Source organism: Gemmatimonadota bacterium (assembly GCA_009835325.1).
Taxonomy (GTDB): domain Bacteria; phylum JAAXHH01; class JAAXHH01; order JAAXHH01; family JAAXHH01; genus JAAXHH01.
This window is the reverse complement of the sequence record VXWP01000101.1, coordinates 1-19,043: the sequence shown is the minus strand read 5'-3', so window position 1 is coordinate 19,043 and position 19,043 is coordinate 1. Positions and strand designations below refer to the sequence as shown.

The 19,043-nt window shown below is 62.0% G+C and carries 17 protein-coding genes; 4 read left to right on the top strand and 13 right to left on the bottom strand.

Annotation, left to right across the window (positions count from 1 at the left end; all coding sequences use genetic code 11):
- Positions 1-76 precede the first annotated feature (76 nt).
- From mutY to F4Z81_14135, 11 genes are all read right to left on the bottom strand, one after another.
- Positions 77-1,207: an A/G-specific adenine glycosylase gene (mutY, locus tag F4Z81_14185; GenBank protein ID MXW06194.1), complete on the bottom strand. Its 1,131-nt coding sequence runs from the start codon at positions 1,205-1,207 to the stop codon at positions 77-79.
- A 197-nt stretch (positions 1,208-1,404) separates the two neighbouring features.
- The gene (locus F4Z81_14180) at positions 1,405-1,797 is read right to left on the bottom strand and encodes a hypothetical protein (protein ID MXW06193.1); all 393 of its coding nucleotides are present in this window, start codon (positions 1,795-1,797) and stop codon (positions 1,405-1,407) included.
- Positions 1,794-2,075: a hypothetical protein gene (locus F4Z81_14175; GenBank protein ID MXW06192.1), complete on the bottom strand. Its 282-nt coding sequence runs from the start codon at positions 2,073-2,075 to the stop codon at positions 1,794-1,796. The genes F4Z81_14180 and F4Z81_14175 overlap by 4 nt, the downstream gene beginning before the upstream one ends.
- Positions 2,076-2,275: 200 nt before the next feature.
- Positions 2,276-3,526 (bottom strand): FAD-binding oxidoreductase, encoded by a 1,251-nt coding sequence (locus tag F4Z81_14170; GenBank protein ID MXW06191.1) that lies wholly within the window; start codon positions 3,524-3,526, stop codon positions 2,276-2,278.
- A gap of 3 nt (positions 3,527-3,529) precedes the next feature.
- Positions 3,530-3,904 (bottom strand): bacillithiol system redox-active protein YtxJ, encoded by a 375-nt coding sequence (gene ytxJ, locus F4Z81_14165; GenBank protein ID MXW06190.1) that lies wholly within the window; start codon positions 3,902-3,904, stop codon positions 3,530-3,532.
- A gap of 36 nt (positions 3,905-3,940) precedes the next feature.
- Positions 3,941-5,146, bottom strand: a complete 1,206-nt coding sequence (locus F4Z81_14160; GenBank protein MXW06189.1) for an MFS transporter — start codon at positions 5,144-5,146, stop codon at positions 3,941-3,943.
- Positions 5,143-5,793 (bottom strand): DUF1028 domain-containing protein, encoded by a 651-nt coding sequence (locus F4Z81_14155; GenBank protein MXW06188.1) that lies wholly within the window; start codon positions 5,791-5,793, stop codon positions 5,143-5,145. Before F4Z81_14155 ends, F4Z81_14160 begins: the two co-directional genes overlap by 4 nt.
- A complete protein-coding gene (locus F4Z81_14150; GenBank protein MXW06187.1) occupies positions 5,790-8,705 on the bottom strand; it encodes an anaerobic glycerol-3-phosphate dehydrogenase subunit C in 2,916 nt (971 codons plus the stop codon). The genes F4Z81_14155 and F4Z81_14150 overlap by 4 nt, the downstream gene beginning before the upstream one ends.
- 150 nt (positions 8,706-8,855) lie before the next feature.
- On the bottom strand, positions 8,856-9,662 hold the full coding sequence (locus F4Z81_14145; GenBank protein MXW06186.1) for a phytanoyl-CoA dioxygenase family protein: 807 nt from the start codon (positions 9,660-9,662) through the stop codon (positions 8,856-8,858).
- Positions 9,663-9,686: 24 nt separating this feature from the next.
- Positions 9,687-11,015, bottom strand: a complete 1,329-nt coding sequence (locus F4Z81_14140; protein MXW06185.1) for a glycerate kinase — start codon at positions 11,013-11,015, stop codon at positions 9,687-9,689.
- Positions 11,016-11,117: 102 nt separating this feature from the next.
- A complete protein-coding gene (locus tag F4Z81_14135; GenBank protein ID MXW06184.1) occupies positions 11,118-11,348 on the bottom strand; it encodes a twin-arginine translocase TatA/TatE family subunit in 231 nt (76 codons plus the stop codon).
- Positions 11,349-11,663: 315 nt separating this feature from the next.
- On the opposite strand from F4Z81_14135, the gene F4Z81_14130 reads away from it, so the two are divergent.
- Positions 11,664-12,272 carry a hypothetical protein gene (locus tag F4Z81_14130; GenBank protein ID MXW06183.1) on the top strand — a complete coding sequence of 203 codons (609 nt, stop codon included), beginning with the start codon at positions 11,664-11,666 and terminating at the stop codon, positions 12,270-12,272.
- Here the strand turns inward: F4Z81_14130 and F4Z81_14125 are convergent.
- Complete coding sequence (locus F4Z81_14125; GenBank protein MXW06182.1) at positions 12,235-13,731, bottom strand: HupE/UreJ family protein; 1,497 nt, start codon at positions 13,729-13,731, stop codon at positions 12,235-12,237. The genes F4Z81_14130 and F4Z81_14125 overlap by 38 nt on opposite strands.
- Entirely contained in the window at positions 13,710-14,921 is a 1,212-nt protein-coding gene (locus tag F4Z81_14120; GenBank protein ID MXW06181.1) for a hypothetical protein, read from the bottom strand. Before F4Z81_14120 ends, F4Z81_14125 begins: the two co-directional genes overlap by 22 nt.
- Positions 14,922-15,268: 347 nt before the next feature.
- Here F4Z81_14120 and F4Z81_14115 point away from each other — a divergent pair, with 347 nt between their 5' ends.
- Genes F4Z81_14115 through F4Z81_14105 form a run of 3 tightly spaced genes read left to right on the top strand, consistent with a single transcriptional unit; the run spans position 15,269 to position 18,901 of the window.
- Positions 15,269-16,804: an aminotransferase class I/II-fold pyridoxal phosphate-dependent enzyme gene (locus F4Z81_14115; GenBank protein ID MXW06180.1), complete on the top strand. Its 1,536-nt coding sequence runs from the start codon at positions 15,269-15,271 to the stop codon at positions 16,802-16,804.
- Between the two features lie 28 nt (positions 16,805-16,832).
- Positions 16,833-17,714, top strand: a complete 882-nt coding sequence (locus tag F4Z81_14110) for a phytanoyl-CoA dioxygenase family protein (protein ID MXW06179.1) — start codon at positions 16,833-16,835, stop codon at positions 17,712-17,714.
- On the top strand, positions 17,711-18,901 hold the full coding sequence (locus tag F4Z81_14105) for a mandelate racemase/muconate lactonizing enzyme family protein (protein ID MXW06178.1): 1,191 nt from the start codon (positions 17,711-17,713) through the stop codon (positions 18,899-18,901). Before F4Z81_14110 ends, F4Z81_14105 begins: the two co-directional genes overlap by 4 nt.
- The last annotated feature ends 142 nt before the right edge of the window (positions 18,902-19,043 follow it).

Below are 19,043 nucleotides of genomic sequence, written 5' to 3'. Positions count from 1 at the left end.
GGGATACAGAATGGATGTTGACCTATTGGTCTCGACCTCACGCCTCGAGTTTTAGGAACGAGGTAGTTTACGTTGTTCATTCCACTACCGTTATGGATTCGATGAGTCGTATATGCGCTTTGGGGAAGGCATACCGTTCAAATTCACCGAACCGAATCCAGCAGAAGTCATTACCGTCGCGATGTCGCGCTTCTCCACTGAGGTACGTACAAAGGTAGCCCTGTAGCGTCATCTCGAAATGGGTAAAGGCGTGCTTGACGGTCGCGAACACGTGGCCGACACGGATTTCGATGCCCAGTTGTCGTTTGATTTCGTTATGTAGTATCCTCTTGCTGACTGCCTTTTCCTTCGAAATCCCGCCCGGAAACTCCCACAATCCACCCAGCAGGCCCTCCGTCGGCCGCCGGACGATCAGCACCTTGTCGTCCCGGCGTACGATGGCGGCGGCGACATGATGGTGAGGCCGTTGCTTGCGCGGCTGTCTACGCGGCAGCACCGAAGGGTCCGGCAGCAATTTACGGGCTTCGCAAAACGGGTTCACGGGACATGCACCACAGCGGGGCTTGCGCGGCGTGCAAATCGTGGCCCCCAGCTCCATCATGGCCTGGTTAAAGTCGCCCGCCCGCCCCCGGGCGAGGAGTCGACCGGCGATACCATCTATTCGCTTTCTGGCCGCAGAGGAAGCCGGGTTGTCGGTCAGGTGGAACAGGCGGCTCAATACGCGAACGACATTGCCGTCGACGACCGGGCAGTCCCTCCCGAAAGCAATGCTCAATATGGCGGCAGTCGTGTAGGGTCCGATGCCCGGCAGGTCCGAGATTCGCGCGGGATCTTCGGGTATCTGCCCACCGTGTTCGTCGACGATCAGGCGGGCGGCACGATGTAGGTTCCTCGCCCTGGCGTAGTACCCCATGCCTTCCCATGCCTTCAGGACGACCTCGAGCGGGGCCTTGCTGAGGTGCTTTACCGTGGGGAAACGATCCATGAATCGGTCGTAGTAAGGCCGAACCTGGTCTACCCGCGTCTGCTGGAGCATGATTTCAGAGACCCAGACCGCGTAGGGGTCTTTGGTCTGCCTCCACGGCATGTCTCTCCGATAATTGCGGTACCATTCGATCAGTGATTGGCGAAAACACTCCAGTCTACTTGAATCCAAATGCTGTAATAGTTTAGTACTTCTAGTTATGTTCTGCGTAATTGGTCTCATTTAGTGGCGTTATTTCAGTAATTTAAGTAACAAGGGCAGAGACCTGATAGATAGGATTTGAGTTCCAAACACAATGCTTGATTTGCCTGTACTTCAACCATAAGACCTAGTATTAGGATCCTGTCTCATGTATAAACAGAAGAGGCCCTACTAACTAAAATAGGGCCTTAGCGTTCTAGTGTTTTTAAATGAACTATCTATTTCAATATTTGCACAATGGTGTTTAACACTAAACCTGTAGCTGCGATCCAAAGAGCAATCATGGTGTTTCTATTACTTTTCTTTAACTGACGGTTATCAGTGTACATCCGATAAAGTTCTGTTGCCGCGTCAAACATCATTCCTTCTTGATACTTGATGTAAAAGCATGTTTCGTTTCTGTCTTTGGTTAAAGTCTCCTGAAACTTTGCGGGTGCTAAAAAAGATCTGTCTTCGCCTGCATTCCATACGCCTTTAAAACAACAAGGTAAATACTGTTCAGGTATTTTCTTTTCAACACGTTCGTCTTCAGTCCAACAAAAATGGCGTCTGATACCCTCAATATCGATATGGTACTTACTTAGAAAGTGGCAATCTAGGCAACGCTTCACGTTATAACCTCTCCTTTCAATTCGTCGCCTGTATCCCAACCTCTTAGAGTCAATTCATAGCTCGATCCACTTGGTTCTATATACCCTTCATTAAGGAGATAAGATACTATAGCTTCAAACTGTTTCTTCCACCTACCAATCAAAGCGGAAGAATGCCAGTCTCCAATACGAACATACTGACTGCCAAATTGATCATATTGAAGACTGATATATCCTTCTTTAGTGTTGTGAGCTTTTAGAAGTAACTCCATAGCTTCTTCTTTAATGTTAAATGCCATTTTCTGCTCCTTCTCCGTTTGTTTAAAAACCCCTAAGGCACAAAATAGACGCTAAACATTTCGTTGTGTCAACTTTTTTGTATTTAAAGGAATGCTTGCACTTCTTTCCACGATTATTTCTTTCAACCCAACAAATCAAGATACATTAGTAGTGGAAATAAACTGGTGGAGAAAGTCCTTAGGAGTTAAAACAACACTCTTCAATGCCTACGGGATTGCCCCGGCAGGCTGTATTCGCCGTGTGTGATCCGGTTCCGGTTGTAGGCCTCCGTCTCCTGGGGATCGAACCGACTCGGCGAGAAGTCCCCGATATCGATTTCGGGCCGCCCGTCCGCGACGCATCCTGCCAGCAATTCCCCGGACGCCGGGTTGTAGGCGAAGCCACCGGAATGAAAGGCGACGCCCACGTACAGCCCCGGAAAACGCTCCACGGGTCCGAGGACCGGTTCGCCGTCCGCGGAGAAGGACAGCAGGCCCGCCTTCTCGATTTCCCAGCCGGTATGGCCGGTATGGTTGGCGCGGTCCGTCTGACCCGTCCGGTCTGTCCACCCGGCCACGGGGACCAGCGGGAGCAGGTTTTCCCGCGCGGCCTCGTCGAGCCCATGCGGCGGGGTAATCGTCGACATCAGGAAATCGCGGCCGGGCACGTGAAACTCAGGCGCCTCGGGGTTCTCGATGCCCGCAAGCAAGCGCTGCCCGTAATGCGGCCGAAGGTATCCCCCGTAGGGATTGGCATTGACCGCCGGGATCCGGACCGGGGCGGGCAGCGGCGCCGTGACGTAACGCTGGTGCACGAAGGACTTCAGGGGCAGCTGCACCCCGATGGTTTCCAGTACCTTCAGGGTCCATACGTGAACGGTACTCACCACGGCATTGGCTTCGATGCGCTTTCCATCGATGACAACGCCTGCCATGCGTCCCCCATCCACGATGAAGTCGGAGACCATGCATCCCTCCCTGATCTCCACGCCCAGGGCACGGCAACCGTCCGCCAGGGCCGGGAGGTAGTGATCCGGCTCGCTGTAGCCGCCCAGGGGATCGAATAGCCCGACCGGTTCACCGGTCAGTGCCAGGTCCGGCCAGGCCGCGGCCATCTCGGTACGGTCCATGATGGTGTATTCCACACCCAGGCGGTCGTACAGGGGCAACAGCCGTTCCCTTTCCGGCCAGCTCGCCGCGTCGAACAGGTTCAGACACCCCACATCCTGGTACCGGTAGCCATCCAGTTCCCCGGACATTTCCCTGAACCGGGTCAGGCTGATCTTGCGGGCCAGGATGCCGGTTTCCGACCAAAGCAGTCCCGTAATGATCCCGGCGGCCCGGCTGCTGGCGCCATCTCCCACGCGTCCCTTTTCGACGACCGTGATGCTTCCATACGACTTGAGGGCGAGATGATAGGCCGTGCTGAGGCCGGTCACCCCCGCGCCCACGATGACTGCGTGTCTCGACAATGCTCAGTCCTCCAGTGCGTTCTTTATGTCCTTGCCCGTGATGGAAAAATGGGAAGCGTGCCAGGTCACTTTCCCGTCCCGGAGCAGCAGCAGCTGCGGCGACTCGTGCGTGATGCCCAGGCGGGATTCGATCTCATTGGAGAGATCCCGGTTCTCGATGACCATGACCTGGGTGAACAGCGGCGTGGACGGGTCCGTGTCCATGTCCTCGTCCACGTTCTCGAAATCGTCCGCGAAATCGTGGTATTGATCGGCGGCCCGGGCGCTCACCGGGCACACCGTACTGTGCTTGTAGACGAAAACGGGACGTTCCGACGACGAGGCGATGACATCGTCCAGCGCTGAGAGTCCGGTCAGGCGCACGACACGGTCAGACATGAAGACCCTCCTTGAAATCTTGGGATCCCGCAGGGATCAGGTCACTTCCTCTACGGCCGCGGCCGCCTTGCGCACGCGGGTAGCGGCCCTTCGGAATTCGCGGTCCCGCGGCAACATCAGGGCCAGCGCCACGGCGGCCAGCGGGATCAGTGCCAGCACTTCAAGGGTCGCCACCACGCCGATGCGGTCCGCGACACCGCCGAAGACGATCAGCGCGCCACCCGCCGCGCCCCAGCTGAAGCCCATGGGGAAGCTGGAGGCCGTTCCCGCGCTGTCCGGGACGAGCTCCTGGGCCATGGCGACGGAAACAGAATTGGACGCCATGTTCATGAAGCCGGCAAGAAACAGCCAGACCGGGAGCAGCGGACCGGTGTCGTAGAGCGAAAGGAACAGAAAGGGGGTGGAAAGCAGGATCGTGGACCAGATCACGCGGCTCCGTCCCAGCCGGTCCGAAAGCCAGCCGCCGACGAACCCACCGATCACCGCGCCGCCCTGGAATACGAAGAGCAGGTCGCCCCCCTGCTGCAGGGTAAGGCCCCGGTCCTTGAGCAGCAACACGAAAAAGGTGGCGAAACCGACCCCGGAGATGGTACGGATGATGCCCACCACCGTGAGATTGACCATGGGCCACAGGTTCGGTCGGAACGAAGCGCCCACATCGGCCAGGCGGGTGACGCGCCTGTCCTCGTTCCGGATGGGGATGACCCGGGCCATGGCCAGTACGGCGATTACCGTGGGAACCGCGAGCCAGACCAGGCTTTCGAGACCGAAGCGTTCCACGATACGGGGCACCACGAAGGGACTTGCCGCCAGCCCGGCGGTCCCGCCGACGATGAAAAGCGACACGCCGTATCCGCGTCTCGAACCGCTGACGTCGCCGGCCATGGAGACGCTCTGCGGGTGGAAACTGGCGGTGCCGAACCCGCCCAGGATAATGAACAGCAGCAGCACGAGAAAGGAGGGCGCCAGTCCCACGGCAGACATGAATACAGCGCAGAACACCGGACCGAGGATGATGAAATACCGTTTCTCCATCCTGTCCCCCAGGATGCCCATCAGGGGCTGGACCAGTGAGGAGGTCATGGCCGGAAGCCCGGCGAGCAGGCCGGCCTGCGTGAGGGAAAGCTGCAGTCGCGTAACGAGCGCGGGAAGAATGGGCGTCAACAGGGAGGAAAAGAGGTCCACCAGGAAGTGAACCACGGTGAGCAGGACAAGCTTGGCGCGCTGCATGTCGGACTTCATGGATTGAGCCTTCCATGGAGCAGGTACAGGCGCTTCAGTTCCTCGATGGGCGCGGCATGGTCGTCGACCCGCAGGTCCACGAGGTAGTCGGAAGTACCGCCGCAACCCCCGCCTTCCCTTGCCACCAGCAGGGCAGCCGACTGCATGCCCCGCCGGTCGCCAGCGGCTTCCTGGCCGGCCGTGAGTACGGCGAGCAGTTTCGCCGCGAAATCTTCCTCGCCGGGTGCCTCGAAGGTTTCCGCCATGACGGCGACCACCTCTTCACCCGCGAGGATGTTACCCAGGCAGACGTAGCCCGGACCGGTTACGTGCCCCGCCCACTCCTGGCACTGCTCCCCGGTGAAGGCCGCCGCCGTGCCGTCGAGATCCACCACGCCGACCTGGCGGGACTGCCGGCCGGTATCCGTTCCGATCAGGCGTTCAAGGGTATCGATGGCGCCGACGTCCTGTTCGAGCAGGTCGAGCCCCCTGGGGCCGAAGGACGCGTTGGCCCAGGCCTGCGTGGCGATGGCGCCGGCGTTGAACCGCGCCCAGGGAACCACGGATCCCACGGCGAGATACTTCGACTGGGTCGCCACGCCGAGATCTCCCGTATCGGGGTCCAGGGCGACAATGGAAAAAGTGGAGTAACAGGGTGCGCGGTTCAACGCTGGTTGCTCCGTCGGTCGCCGAGGGCTCTTCTGATCAGTTCGATCGGATGGAAGGCAGTCCTGCCTGTGCCGTCGGCGATCTGGTGCCGGCAGGAAGTCCCGGTCGCGGCGAATTCCGTTCCCTCATCGGCGGCGCGGACGGCGGGGAAGAGCCGGTCTTCGCCGATTTTCATGGACAGGTCGTAGTGCTCCCGTTCGTAGCCGAAGCTGCCGGCCATGCCGCAGCACCCGGTGTTCAACGTCGTGACCTCATACCCGGGCACCAGTTCCAGGGCGGCCACAGTGGAGTTGGTTCCGGCGATGGCCTTCTGCTGGCAGTGCCCGTGCAGACTGATCGTCCGGTCAATGGGCTCGACCGGAAGCGAAAGGCGGCCGGCCCCGTGTTCCCGGACCAGGAACTCGTCGATCATGAGCATGCCTTCTGCGAGCCGGTCGGCCCGCGGGTCGTCCACGAGGTCGCGGTAGTCGTCCCGGAACGTCATGACGCAGCTGGGTTCGCATCCCACGATGGTCCATCCGCGGTCCACGTACCGGGCAAGCTGGGCGATGTTGTATTCGGCGGCTGCACGGGCCTGGCGCAGCATGCCCTTCGAGATCAGGGGCCTGCCGCAGCAGGCGCGGGGTTCGGCCAGCACCACGCGGTAGCCGGCGCTCTCCAGGACTTCCACGGCGGCCATGCCGATGTGGGGCTCGCTGTAGTTGACGAAGGTGTCCGGGAAGAAGACGACTGTAGGCCGATCGCGGTCGGCCTCCTCCGTCGAACCGCCCGGACCGCCCGAACCGCGCTGATAGAACCACTGCTCGAACGTAACTTCGGCGAACTCCGGAAGGGACCGCCGCCTGTCCACGCCGATCGTCCGTTCAAGGATCCGCTTATGCCAGGGATGGTTCACGATCCGGTTGCTCAGCGGCGCAAAGGCGGAACCGAGCCGGTTGAGGGTTTCGATGCGGCCGAACAGGCGATTGCGCAAGGGCAGCCCGTGTTTCTCGTAGTAGTGGGCGAGGAATTCGTACTTCATCTTGGCCATGTCGACGTTGGAGGGACACTCGCCCTTGCAGCCCTTGCATTCCAGGCAGAGGTCGAGGGCTTCGTAGACCCGGTCGCTTGTGAACCCCTCCCCGTCCAGCTTGCCCGACAGGGCGGCCCGGAGCACATTCGCTCGGCCCCGGGTGCTGTGCTCCTCGTCGAGCGTGGCGATGTAGGACGGGCACATGGTCCCCACCAGCTTTTTGCGGCAGGCGCCGACCCCGTTGCAGAGCTCGATGGACCGCGAGAACCCGCCGTCGCCCGAGAAATCGAAATACGTGTTGATCTCTTCCGCCTGGTATGCCGGGCCGAATCGCAGGTTATCGGTCATCTTCTGGTTCGCGATGATCTTGCCCGGATTCATGATGCCGTTCGGGTCGAACACGGCCTTGACCGCCTTGAAGGCCTCGTACAGCCGCGGGCCGAATACCTTTTTGTTCCACTCGCTCCGCACGAGCCCGTCGCCGTGCTCGGAGCTGACCGCGCCACCATAGGCCAGGACCAGGTCGCGGATTTCTTCGGCGATCGCCCGCATGCGCGTGACGCCCTCGGCTTCCTTGAGATTGATGAGTGGCCGGATGTGGATCGTTCCCACGCTGGCGTGGGCGTAGTAGGACGCCACCGTACCGTGTTTGTGGACGATGTCGCGAAAGTCGCGGATATAGTCCGGGAGCTTCTCCGGCGAGACCGCCGTGTCCTCCACGAAAGTCGCCGGCTTGGTGTCCCCCTTCATGCCCATCAGCAGTCCCAGTCCGGCCTTCCGGATGGCCCAGGCGTCCGACTGGGCGGCGGCGGTCGTGGCCCGGACGCAGGCGTAGCCCAGGTTCTTCTCCCGAAGGAGGGAATCGAGGGCGTCCAGGCGGTCCGTGACCTCGCCTTCCGTTTCCCCATAGTACTCGACCATGAGGATGGCTTCCGGATCGCCTTCGATAAAGTCGCGCTGATGGGCGGCCGCGGGGGATTCCTTGGCCAGGTCCAGTATGGTCTTGTCGGTGAGTTCCACGGCGGAAGGATCGGTCTTCAGGATCTCGACCGTCGCTTCCATGGATTCGATCAGATCCGAGAAGTGGCAAATGCTGAGGGCCTTATGGGCCGGAAGCGGCACCAGGTTGACGCGCGCCTCGGTCACGGCGGCCAGGGTACCTTCGGACCCGACGATCATTTTGCAGGGGTCGAAGGGACCGTCACCGGTGAATTCATCCAGGTTGTACCCGCCCACGCGCCGCATGATCCGGGGATACCGGGCTTTGATCTCGTCGCGGTTTTCGTGGGCGATGTGGCGGATTTCGCGATAGATCCGGCCCTCCAGGCCGCCGGTTGCGGCCTTCTCGCCGTATTCGCGGTCGCCGACCGGCTTGAAGACCGTCCGCGTGCCGTCGCTCAGGACCACATCGAGTTCAAGGACGTGGTCGATCGTCTTGCCGTAGATGATGGAATGGGAACCGCAGGAGTTGTTGCCGATCATGCCGCCGACGTTCGCCCGGTTGCTCGGGGAGACGTCCGGGGCGAAGTGCAGTCCCATCGGTTTTAGGTGGGCGTTGAGTTCGTCGAGCACCACGCCGGGCTGGATCCGGGCCCACTGCTCCTCGACGTTGACCTCGAGGATCCGGTTCATGTGCCGGGAGAAATCGACCTGGATGCTGCGGCCCACCGCCTGGCCGCCCAGGCTGGTGCCCCCGCCGCGGGGCGTGACGGGAATGCCTCTTTCGTAGGCGAAACGGAGGATGCGGGAGACCTGGTCCGCATGGGCCGGATACGCGACGCCCAGCGGCTGGATTTCGTAGATGCTGGCGTCCGTGCTGTACAGGACCCTGGCCGTTTCGTCGAATCGGAACGCGCAGTCGGTCTCTTTCGCGATCTGTTCCTGCCAGGCTGTGTCCATGTACCTTGCCTTTACGACGTTCCGGGCCGCTGCCGGGTCAGTGCCGCTGTCTGGTCCGGTCCGTTGCCAATACAGACCCGCTGCCGAGTCCGGGCGGCGACGAGCCAGGCCCGCTTCCGGGTCAGGTCTGCTGCCGGAGTAGCGAACGGATCATTCAGTTAACGAGACCACTTCCCTCTGGGCGACGTCCTTGACCTCCGTGAAGGATGCGAGGGCCATCAGTTCATTGGTCTCGGGTGAAAGCCGGGCCTTGAGCGTGTCCGTCGTCCACGGTCCGCCACCGCTGTACTGGGGCGCGTACCGAAGCACGAGTACGATACGTTTCCGGTCGGTTGGCTTCCACCGGAGGGTACCGTGCGTGAGCAGCTCGGAGATGATCACCGCATCGCCCGCCCTGGGGGTGATGTTGATCGTGCCTGGCGGTGCGTCGTCTTCCAGGTCGCCCCCGTCGAATACCGAATCGGGGCGGTCGAAATGGCACTTGTGGGACCCGGGCACGACCACGAGTCCGCCGTCGCCGGGATTCACGTCGGTGAGATAGGTGAATACGACGAAATCATCGCAGTAAATACGGCCGTCCCGACATTCGTAGCGCGTGCTTTGCCAACCGTAGGCTTCGCGTGCGCAGTGGAGCGATCCTGGATCGACGACTCCGCCGGGCTGGTTCACGAGCATGGACCCCCGGACGAAACGGGGTTTGCCTGACGTGAACTCCTTTACGATGGGCCAGTAGCTTGGCTGGAAGACCAGCCGCTCCAGTGCCTTGTCGAAGGCGAATCCGTTGTCGTAAATACGGCCGTCCCTGCTTCCGAAGTCCGGCGGGAGATCTTCGGCGGGCGTCCGGATGTACCGCTCCGCGGCGTCAAGCGCCTCGGCGAGCGCTGCTTCTCCGAGGGCGCCTTCCAGGTGCAGAAAACCGGTCAGGTCGAACAAATACCTCTGTGCTTCGTTCATCATGGTCGATCCCTGCCTTTTGCGTCCTCAACCGACGAGCAATAGACGCAGGTCCATGACATTGGTATGGGTAGGGCCCGTCATGACGAGGTCGCCCAACGGTTCGAAAAAGTGATAGGCGTCGCTGCGGTCCATGCAGGCGACGGCGTCCAGCCCCATTTCGGCGGCTCGGGCCAGCGTATGCCCGTCCGCCACCGCGCCCGCGGCGTCGGTCGGACCGTCCGTTCCGTCCGTTCCGGCGCTGAACACGACGGTCCGTTCCAGTCCCTCGATGCCCGAAACGGTGGCCAATACGAATTCCTGGTTCCGTCCGCCCTTCCCGCCGCCCTTCAGCGTGACCGTGGTCTCGCCGCCCGAGATAACGCACGCCGGACGCCGCACCGGATCGCCATACGCTTCGATCTCCCTGGCCATGGCGGCGTAGACACGGGCGACCTCACGCGTCTCGCCGTCGATCGTACTGGACAGCACGAGCGGGTTGTAGCCTCTCCTCACCGCCTCGGCACGGGCGGAATCGAGTGCCTGCCGGTTGTTGGCGACCATGACCGACTGCGTACGACCGAAGACCGGATCACCGCGCCCCGGCGTTTCGGGTACGGTCCCTTTCGACCCCGCTTCCAGGTGGCGATTCACCGTGTCGGGCAGTCTATCGCGCAGACCGTACTTTTCGAGAATCGACCGGCAATCGGCAAAGGTGCTTTCATCGGGCACCGTGGGCCCCGACGCGATGATGTCGAGCGGGTCCCCGATGACGTCCGAAAGCACCAGGCTCACCAGCCGTGCGGGCGACGCCAGCCTGGCCAATTGACCACCTTTTACCCGCGAGATATGCTTGCGAACCGTATTGGTCTCGTTGATCGTCGCGCCGCATTGCAGCAGTAGTTCCGTTACCGCCTGTTTCTCCTCCAGCGTCACCCCTTCCGCAGGCAACGGCAGGAGGGCGGATCCCCCGCCCGAAAGCAGGCAGAACACCAGGTCGTCTTCGCCGAGGGGCGTCAGGAGCTCAACGATCTTTTTCGTTCCAGCCACGCCCGCCGCGTCGGGAATGGGATGGCCCGCTTCGACCACCTCCACGCGCCGCAACTGCGTAGAATGGCCATACTTGACGTTGATCATGCCCCCGGTGAGCTGGTCGCCGAGTAGCGATTCCATGGCGCCGGCCATTACCGAACCTGCTTTGCCGGCTCCGACGACGTAGACGTTTTCGAACCGGTCCAGGTCGCAGCATCGGCCACCGATATTCAGCTGGTTTCCTTCACGTACGACATGGCGCCGGATGGCCGCCGCTGGATCTACGGCTTGCAGGGCCGCGTCGAATATGCACCTTGCGTCTTTGCGAAGGGCGGCAGTGGACATGTCCAGTAGTCGTGAAAAGCGCTGTGGGCTCCGGATCATGCAAAACGGGCGCACCGTCCACCGGCCGGCACGCCCATTCGTCAAGCCTGCTGTTCCGTTGTCCTATGACCGGTCCAATTCCTTTGTCGGCGGTGGCTTTCGCGGGGGCGGTTCCTTCTCGTCGATGTCGATGGCGCGCTGGATTTCGGTATTCGCATTGTTCACGACCCGCTTGAACTCCCGAACACCCTTGCCCAGTCCCCTCGCCAGGGCCGGAATCCGGTCCGCGCCGAACAGGAGCAGGACGATCAGGAAGATCACCATCAGTTCCTGCATGCCGATATCACCGATCATGCCGCTAAACTCCCGGAGTGAGCGCAAGAACGCCCGCTTGCCCGAACAGACCGCGTTGCGCGGCCTCCCGATAGTAAGACCTGATGCGGAAAATGTACAGGACGGGCCGAAACCGGGCAAGCGATTTATGCGGAAGGGCCGCGAGGAAGGGCCGCGAGGAAGGGCCGCGGGCGAGGGCCTCGCCGGCCCGTTTCCCAGTCCTTCCTTGACGGTCGGTCCTGCGTGGATCAGTTTACACGGATACAGACCGCAGGCCGGTTAGGCAGACCGCGGGCCGGCTACGCGGACCGTGGACATGCGCATCGGAGGGACCGGATGGACAGGCCGATCGTCAACCCGGGCAGGCTTCACTGGACGGGACAGCACTGGATCAACTACATACGTCTCCCGAACGCCGTGGAGAACACCGCGATGGTAAGCCTCTGGCATACGCACTACAGTTCGGCCGGCGAAGGGACCGTGGCCTATGTGCTGATCGAGCATGAATCGCCGTATCGCAGGATCTGTACCGACAACCCGGAAATGGCCGCGTTCATTCAGGACTGGATGAGCGGCCGGGGCGGCATGTACGACACGGAACTGGAGGTGGTCTCTGCTGCTTTCACGCGAACCGGCAGCGTGCTCGAGGCGCCCGCGTGGACGATCGAAACGGCGGATGAGCTGGTCATCGCCCGCTGGGGCGGCCTGCAGCCCCCCGAACTGCTCGAAGCGCCCGGTCCGGGATTCAGGGATGGATGGGACGTTTTCTCCAGCCTGTTCTTTGCCCGGTCCGCCCAGATCATATTCAACGGCCACATGATACCGGGCGAACCCTATCCGGTCGATGTTTGGAAGCCCAGTCTCGGCGGCGAGCGCAGCTCATGCGTGTTCGCGCTGTCCGAGACCTTCATTCAAGCAGTCCGCCAGGACGGCCCGGACGAATGAACGCCCATCCCGCGAAGGCGGCGATGATCAGCATCAGTACCAGGAGTCCAACCACCCCGTACAGCGCGCCGTCCGGCGTCGTGGCCAGCACATCGAATTCCCACAGGACGGCACCCCGTTCCACCAGCCAGTGCCAGGCCGTATGACCCGCGAGGACCGAGAGGATGACCGCGCCGATCCGCCTGGGTTGCCCGGCCCACCCGGTCCGTCCGGCCTGCTCGATCTGCCCGGTTTGCCCGGTTTGCCCGGTTTGCCCGGTTTGCCCGGCCTGCTCACTTTGCCTGGCCTGCTCACCCGGAAGGAACCTGAAGAGCATCCGAAGTACCGGGACACAGACCAGGACCACGAGCAGCTGACCTAGTTCGACTCCCACGTTGAACGCCAGAAGCGAGACCACCAGGTGATCTCCGCCGAAAGGCAGCATGTCCCGCAACGCGTAGGCGAAACCGAATCCGTGCACGAGTCCGAACCCGAATACGGCCATCCAGCGCCGGCGCAGACCGGGCGAAACGATGTTCTCCAGCGCCATGTAGACGATGGAGGCGGCGATCACTGTTTCCACGAGAGGTACGAACCAGAGGGCGGCGGGCGTCAGGCCCAGGGTGGCGGCGACCAGCGTGACCGAGTGCGCGACGGTAAAGGCGGTAACGAGGATCACGAGTACGCGAAGGCGCTGAAAGGGGATGATCAGGCACAACAGGAACAGGAGATGGTCCATGCCGTCGAGGATGTGGGTGAATCCGAGCTGCACGAAACGAAACGCGGCCTGGTGCCAGCGGGGATCGAGTACGACACGGCCCGGATTCCCGGTATACTGATAAAGACGTTCACCCCCTGAAACGGGCAGGAAGCGCAGTACGGTCGAGACCCGCATCCCCAGCCTTTCGAGTCCGGGAAAGATAGAAAACTCCGAACGATCCGATGTGATCCGGTACTCGAAAAGCACGTCCAGCATGACCTGTTGCCAGAAGATCTGTGTACCGACCGGGAGCGGCGGCCCCCTGGTCGAAGCCAGCGCGGTATCGTAGGCGTGAAAGGATGGATCGGAAGGAAGGGAGGCCCTGACGGCCACCAGTTCGGGCACGGCCAGGCGCGTGCCGTCTTCGTAGATCGACACCTCCTGACCGAGCCACAGCATGGCGGCGTCCCTCAGGGATTCGTCGGCGCGGGACAGGTCCAGGTAGCCGGGGCCGGTCAGGGGAAAAGTGACGTCGAGCATGGCCTCGAGGGGAACCCGCACGAGCAACCTGAGGCGCTGGCCTTCCGGCTTGATGAAAGCGCGAACCGTGATGTCGGTGGGGATATCGTGGCCGAATGCGCCGGTCGACGGCACGGCTGCCGTGAGTCCGGCTATGGCGAGCGACAGCAGGACGCGGACGGCAACCCGGCCGGTCGCCGCCCGTCGTCCCGCTAGAGGAGAGACCCGATCAGTCGTCCCTACCGGGAGGCAGAGGGCCATATCACGCCCTGGTCCTGCTGCTCGACCGGGCCCTCACCCATGTAGGTGAACTTCTGCACGCGCTTGCCTTCGTAGGTCTCCGTGGTGTAGATATTGCCCTTCGAATCAGTCGCGATGCTGTGGGTGCCGAAGAACTGGCCCGGCTGGCGGCCGCCGTCTCCGAAAGTGGTCAGCACTTCCATGGTTTCACGCAACAGTACGTACACCTTCATGTTCTGGCCGTCCGCCACGTACAGGTATTTCTGGTCCGCATCCTTTGAAAAGGCGACGTCCCAGGTCGACCCGGCGCCCAGCGTGTTGGCGGAGAGTGCTTTTTCCATCACGAAGGTACCGTCCGTCCGGAATACCTGGATACGGTTGTTGGGCCGGTCGCAGACATACACGTGACCGTCGTTCGAGGGATCGGCCGCGTGGACGGGATTGCGGAACTGCTGCGCCGGCGGCGCTTCGGGGTCGTATCTACCTATATTGGCGTCATCCGGCTCGTTGCCGTAGGCGCCCCAGTACCGCTTCAGGGCCCCGGACTCGATGTCGAGCACCGCGACGCGCTTGTTCAGGTAGCCGTCGGCCACGTAGGCCTCGTTCGCGGAGGCGTCGAAGGAGATCTTGGCCACTCGCCCGAAATTCCCCGGGTCCATGCTGTTGCCGGTCCACTCCGGATCCGCCTCGTCGAAGGAATCGGCCCTTCGCGCGCCCGGTTCGCCGAACTGTTTCAGGAAGGTGCCGTCCTGGGCGAAAACCAGGATATGGGCGTCGTCGCCCCCGTTGCCGCCGATCCAGAGATTACCCTTCGGGTCGACGGTTATCCCGTGATTCGAGCCGGGCCAGTCGAATCCTTCTCCCGGTCCGCCCCAATGGTTCAACAGATCGCCTTCGGGACTGAACTGGAGTACCGGCGGAGCCGGAATGCAGCATTCGGCCACGGGCGGGTCCTGGGCGGCGCCCAGTTCCGTGCTCGGGTTGCCGTTTCCGCGGTGTATGATCCAGATGTTGTCGTTGGCGTCGACGGTTACGCCGATGGCGGAACCCAGGATCCAGTGGTTGGGCAGCGGCTTGGGCCACAGGGGGTCCACCTCGAACATCGGCGCCATCACGGCGTCGGCGTCAGCGGTCTGCTCGGCCACTTCCATGTCCGCACACGCGACCGCCAGGAACGCTATTCCTGCCGCGGTCAGGGCGGCCGTGGCCATGGGTATGAAGGACCTTCGAATCATGATTCCTCCCGGGTATCTCCTGCGCTCACTCCGCGTTAAGCCAGCACACGCCCTTCATCGGTCATTCGCTTGAATTCCGGCCGCATGGCCGGCGCGATACGACGGGCGGTCTGGTATGGCGGCAGTCTGCCTGCAGGCGAAGATGGAAAGTGCGTACCATTCACGGTCTGCATAGGTTTCGGTATAGGGCGAAGTTACCCCGTGCCCCAAGGGTGGTCAAGCGAATATTCGCCGGTTGCGATCGCGGGGCCGGTCATTTATGCATCGACAAATATACATCGACAAACACGAGGCGGGATTCTATAATTTAAGTGATCCTGAAAATGCAACCTATCGGAACCGGAACCATGCACGCCAAAGCGCCCTGGGACATGACGGTCAACCGCAGGATACTCGAAATGGAGTACGCCGTGCGCGGACCGATTCCCCAACGGGCGGCCGAACTGAAGCAACAGGGAAGACGCATCATCCCGTGCAATCTCGGCAACCCACAGGCCCTTGGCCAGCAGCCTATCTCCTTTTACCGGGAAGTGCTGAGCCTGGTCGAACATCCCGTTCGCATCGAGCGGGAACGCAGACTCAAAGCACTGTTTAACGGCGACGCCCTGGGTGGACTGGATGGACCGGGCAGACCAGGCGGATCGGGCGGTCCAGGCGGACCGGGCGGACTGGAACAGGACGATTTCCTCTCCGATTACGTGCTCGATCTCAGTGAACGCTACCTGTCGCAGGTGGAGACCGGCATGGGCGCCTACTCGGACAGCAGCGGCCCGCGGTTCATCCGGGAAGCCGTGGCGGATTTCATAGACCGCAGGGACGGCGCGGACGATGCGGACTGCGGCGCCGTTCCCCGTTCCGACCCGGAGCAGATATTCATCACCAACGGCGCCAGCGAAGGCGTGCGGTACGTCATCGACCTGATGATCGACGACACATCGGACGGCATCATGATCCCCATTCCTCAGTATCCGCTGTATTCCGCGGCCATCAAGCGATGCGGCGGCGTGCAGGTCGACTATTTCCTTGATGAGGAATCGGGTTGGGCCCTGGACCGGGACCTGCTGGAATCTTCCCTGGATGACGCACGCGGGCGCGGCGTGGACGTCAAGGCCATCGTGGTCATCAACCCGGGCAACCCGACCGGCGCGGTACTGACCGAAGAGACCGTGAGGGAGGTGGTTGCCTTTGCCGGCGACAACGGCCTGGCCATCATCGCCGACGAGGTCTACCAGGAGAACGTCTACGGTGGGGACGCGGGGTTCGTATCCATCGCCCGTGTGCTGGGACGAAGCGGTGTGCCGCTGTTCAGCGTGCACAGCACCTCGAAGGGCTACTACGGCGAGTGCGGCCATCGGGGCGGCTATCTCGAGATCAGGAACGCTCCGCGCGTTCGGAACACCGAACTGTCGTTTACCGATCTCGTGCTCAAGCAGGCGTCGGTGAACATCTGTTCGAACACGGTCGGCCAGTTGATGATGTATCTGCTGGTCAATCCGCCCCCCGAGAACGCCGAACCCTATCGCCGCTTCACGAATGAGCGCAGGACGATCCTCGAAGACCTCCACGAAAAGGCGGTCATGATCAGGTCGGGGTTCGATCAGATGGAAGGCGTTTCCTGTTACGGGCGAACCGGGGCGATGTACCTCTTCCCCAGGCTGGACAGGCTGCCGGAAGGAACGAACGACTTCGACTACTGCATGGCACTCCTGGAGCGGACCGGGCTGGTCACGGTCAACGGCGAGGGATTCGGGCAGCAACCGGGCACCAGTCACTTGAGGATCGCGTTCCTGCCGCCCCGGGAGGTGATCGAGGAAGTCCTTCCCAAGTGGATCGCGTTCCACAATGCATATGTGAACTGACGGGCGGGTTAACTGACGGGCGGGTTGCATGCTTTCGGATAGAGAGAAGTGGCTTTTCGATCTGCACGGTTATCTCGTCCTGCGCCAGGTCGTCACGTCCGAGGACCTGGATCACATGATCGCGCGGTGCGACGAATGGCACGGGATGGAAGAGGAAGAGCTTCCGCCGCCGCTCTGTTCCTATGAGGATCCCAGGGAAAATCCGACGGCCGCGCGGGCCATTCTCCACGCCGAGTATGCCGACCCGGTATTCGACCGGCTCGTGCTGAACCTGCCGGTCATGCGCCTGGTGCTCGCCCTGACGAGGGAGCGGCCCCAGCACCTGCTGTCGGCCCTCACAGTGAACCTGCCGGACAGCGACGAGATCACGCTGCACAACGGCGCTTCCGGGGCGTGGAGGAACCCGGCCAACGACTACCAGGCCGCGGACGGCGAAGTGTTCGCCACCTTCATCAACGTGGCCATTTCCCTGGTTGACGTGCCCGAAGGGGCCGGATTCGTTTGCATTCCCGGCAGCCACAAGACCTATTTCGAACGGCCGGAACTCATCGACATCCGCTCAGGCCCGCCGACGGTCGTCAACGTGCCCATAAACGCGGGGGACGCCGTCGTCTTTACCGAAGCCCTCTGCCACGGCGCGCTGCCCTGGCCCTTGCGCGATCCGCCGCGGCGCACCATGTTCCAAAGGTACTGCACGTCCTACGCGTCCTGGACACCCGGCGCGGGTCCCATCGAGGAGTACCGGCACCTGCTGACTGACGGCGTTTGCGAAATGAAACGCCTGGGCGGATTCCAGGGACCGAAGGACATCGTCGAACGCCTGCTGGACGAAATGACGGCCTGGGAGGCGGCCGGCCGGCCGGCGGGATGGGAGAGCCGGCTGCAGCAGAATACAGGGAGTCCTGCATGAAGATCACCGACCTGAAATGTGCCGTGATCGGCCAGAACCCCGTGGTACGGATCACGACGGACGAAGGGATCCACGGGTTGGGGCAGATCGAAAACTCCAAGCCCTACATGAAGCCCCACGTCCTGTTCTACCGGGACCGCATTATCGGCCAGGATCCCACGGACGTAAGCCGCGTCGTCTCGAGCATACGAAGGCTGGGCAGTTTCAAGCCCTGGGGCAGCGCGGTAAGCGCCATCGAGATGGCCCTCTGGGACATCGCGGGCAAGGCGGCCGGACTGCCGGTTTACAAGCTGCTCGGGGGCAAGATGCGGGACCGGGTACGGGTGTACAACGGCGCCGTTCGGTTTCCCATGAAGGGCGCCTCCGTGGAGGACTACGCGGAGGACATGGCCCGGATGAAGGCGGCGCCCGAGGGGTTCACCATCATCAAGCAGGGCATCAGTTTTCACAGCCAGATGCCGTCGCAGGTCCCCGATTTCTTCTACGGCGACCTGCAGCGCCGCGGCTTTCACGGCAATCGCGGCCCGCTCACTGAGAAGGGCCTTAATCACATCGTAGCCTGTATCGAGGCCATGAAGGCGGTCCTCGGCGATGAAGTCGGCCTGGCTCTTGACTGCGGCCCCGGCATGCTCGTTCCGGACGCGCTGCGGCTGGCGAAAGCCGTGGAACACCTGCACGTCATGTGGCTGGAAGACATGATCACCGGCGACTATACGCCCTTCGTCCTGGCCGACCTCTACCGGGATGTGAATTCGAGGACGTCCACCCCCATTCACACAGGGGAACAGATCTATCTGCGGGAGAACTTCGTCGATCTCATCGAAAAGAGGGCCGTGGACGTGGTGGGTCCCGATCCGGCCGACGTGGGCGGGATCGCGGAACTGAAATGGATCGCGGAATACGCCGACCTCCACGGCGTGCTCATGGCGCCCCACGGCGTCATAGACGGCCTGATCGGCCTGGCCGCCCTGGTGCACGCTTCGGCCGCCATGCCGCCCAATTACATTGCCTTCGAATACCCCGTTGGCAACCCGTCCTGGTGGTACGACATCGTGGAGGGTTTGCCGGAAACGATCGTGAAAGACGGCTTCATCGACGTTTGGGACGGCCCCGGCCTGGGGGTCGACCTGGTGCCGGACAAAGCGCTGCCCTACCTGAAGGAAGAAGACCAGGGCTTTTTCGACTAGTACACCGTGGATCGCCGGAGCGGCCCATGTATGTGCGCCATCTGAAAGTAAGAAACTGGCGGAATTTCCCGCGGATCGACGTCGATCTGCAAAAACGGCAGTTCGTCGTCGGCCCCAACGCGTCCGGAAAGTCCAACCTGAT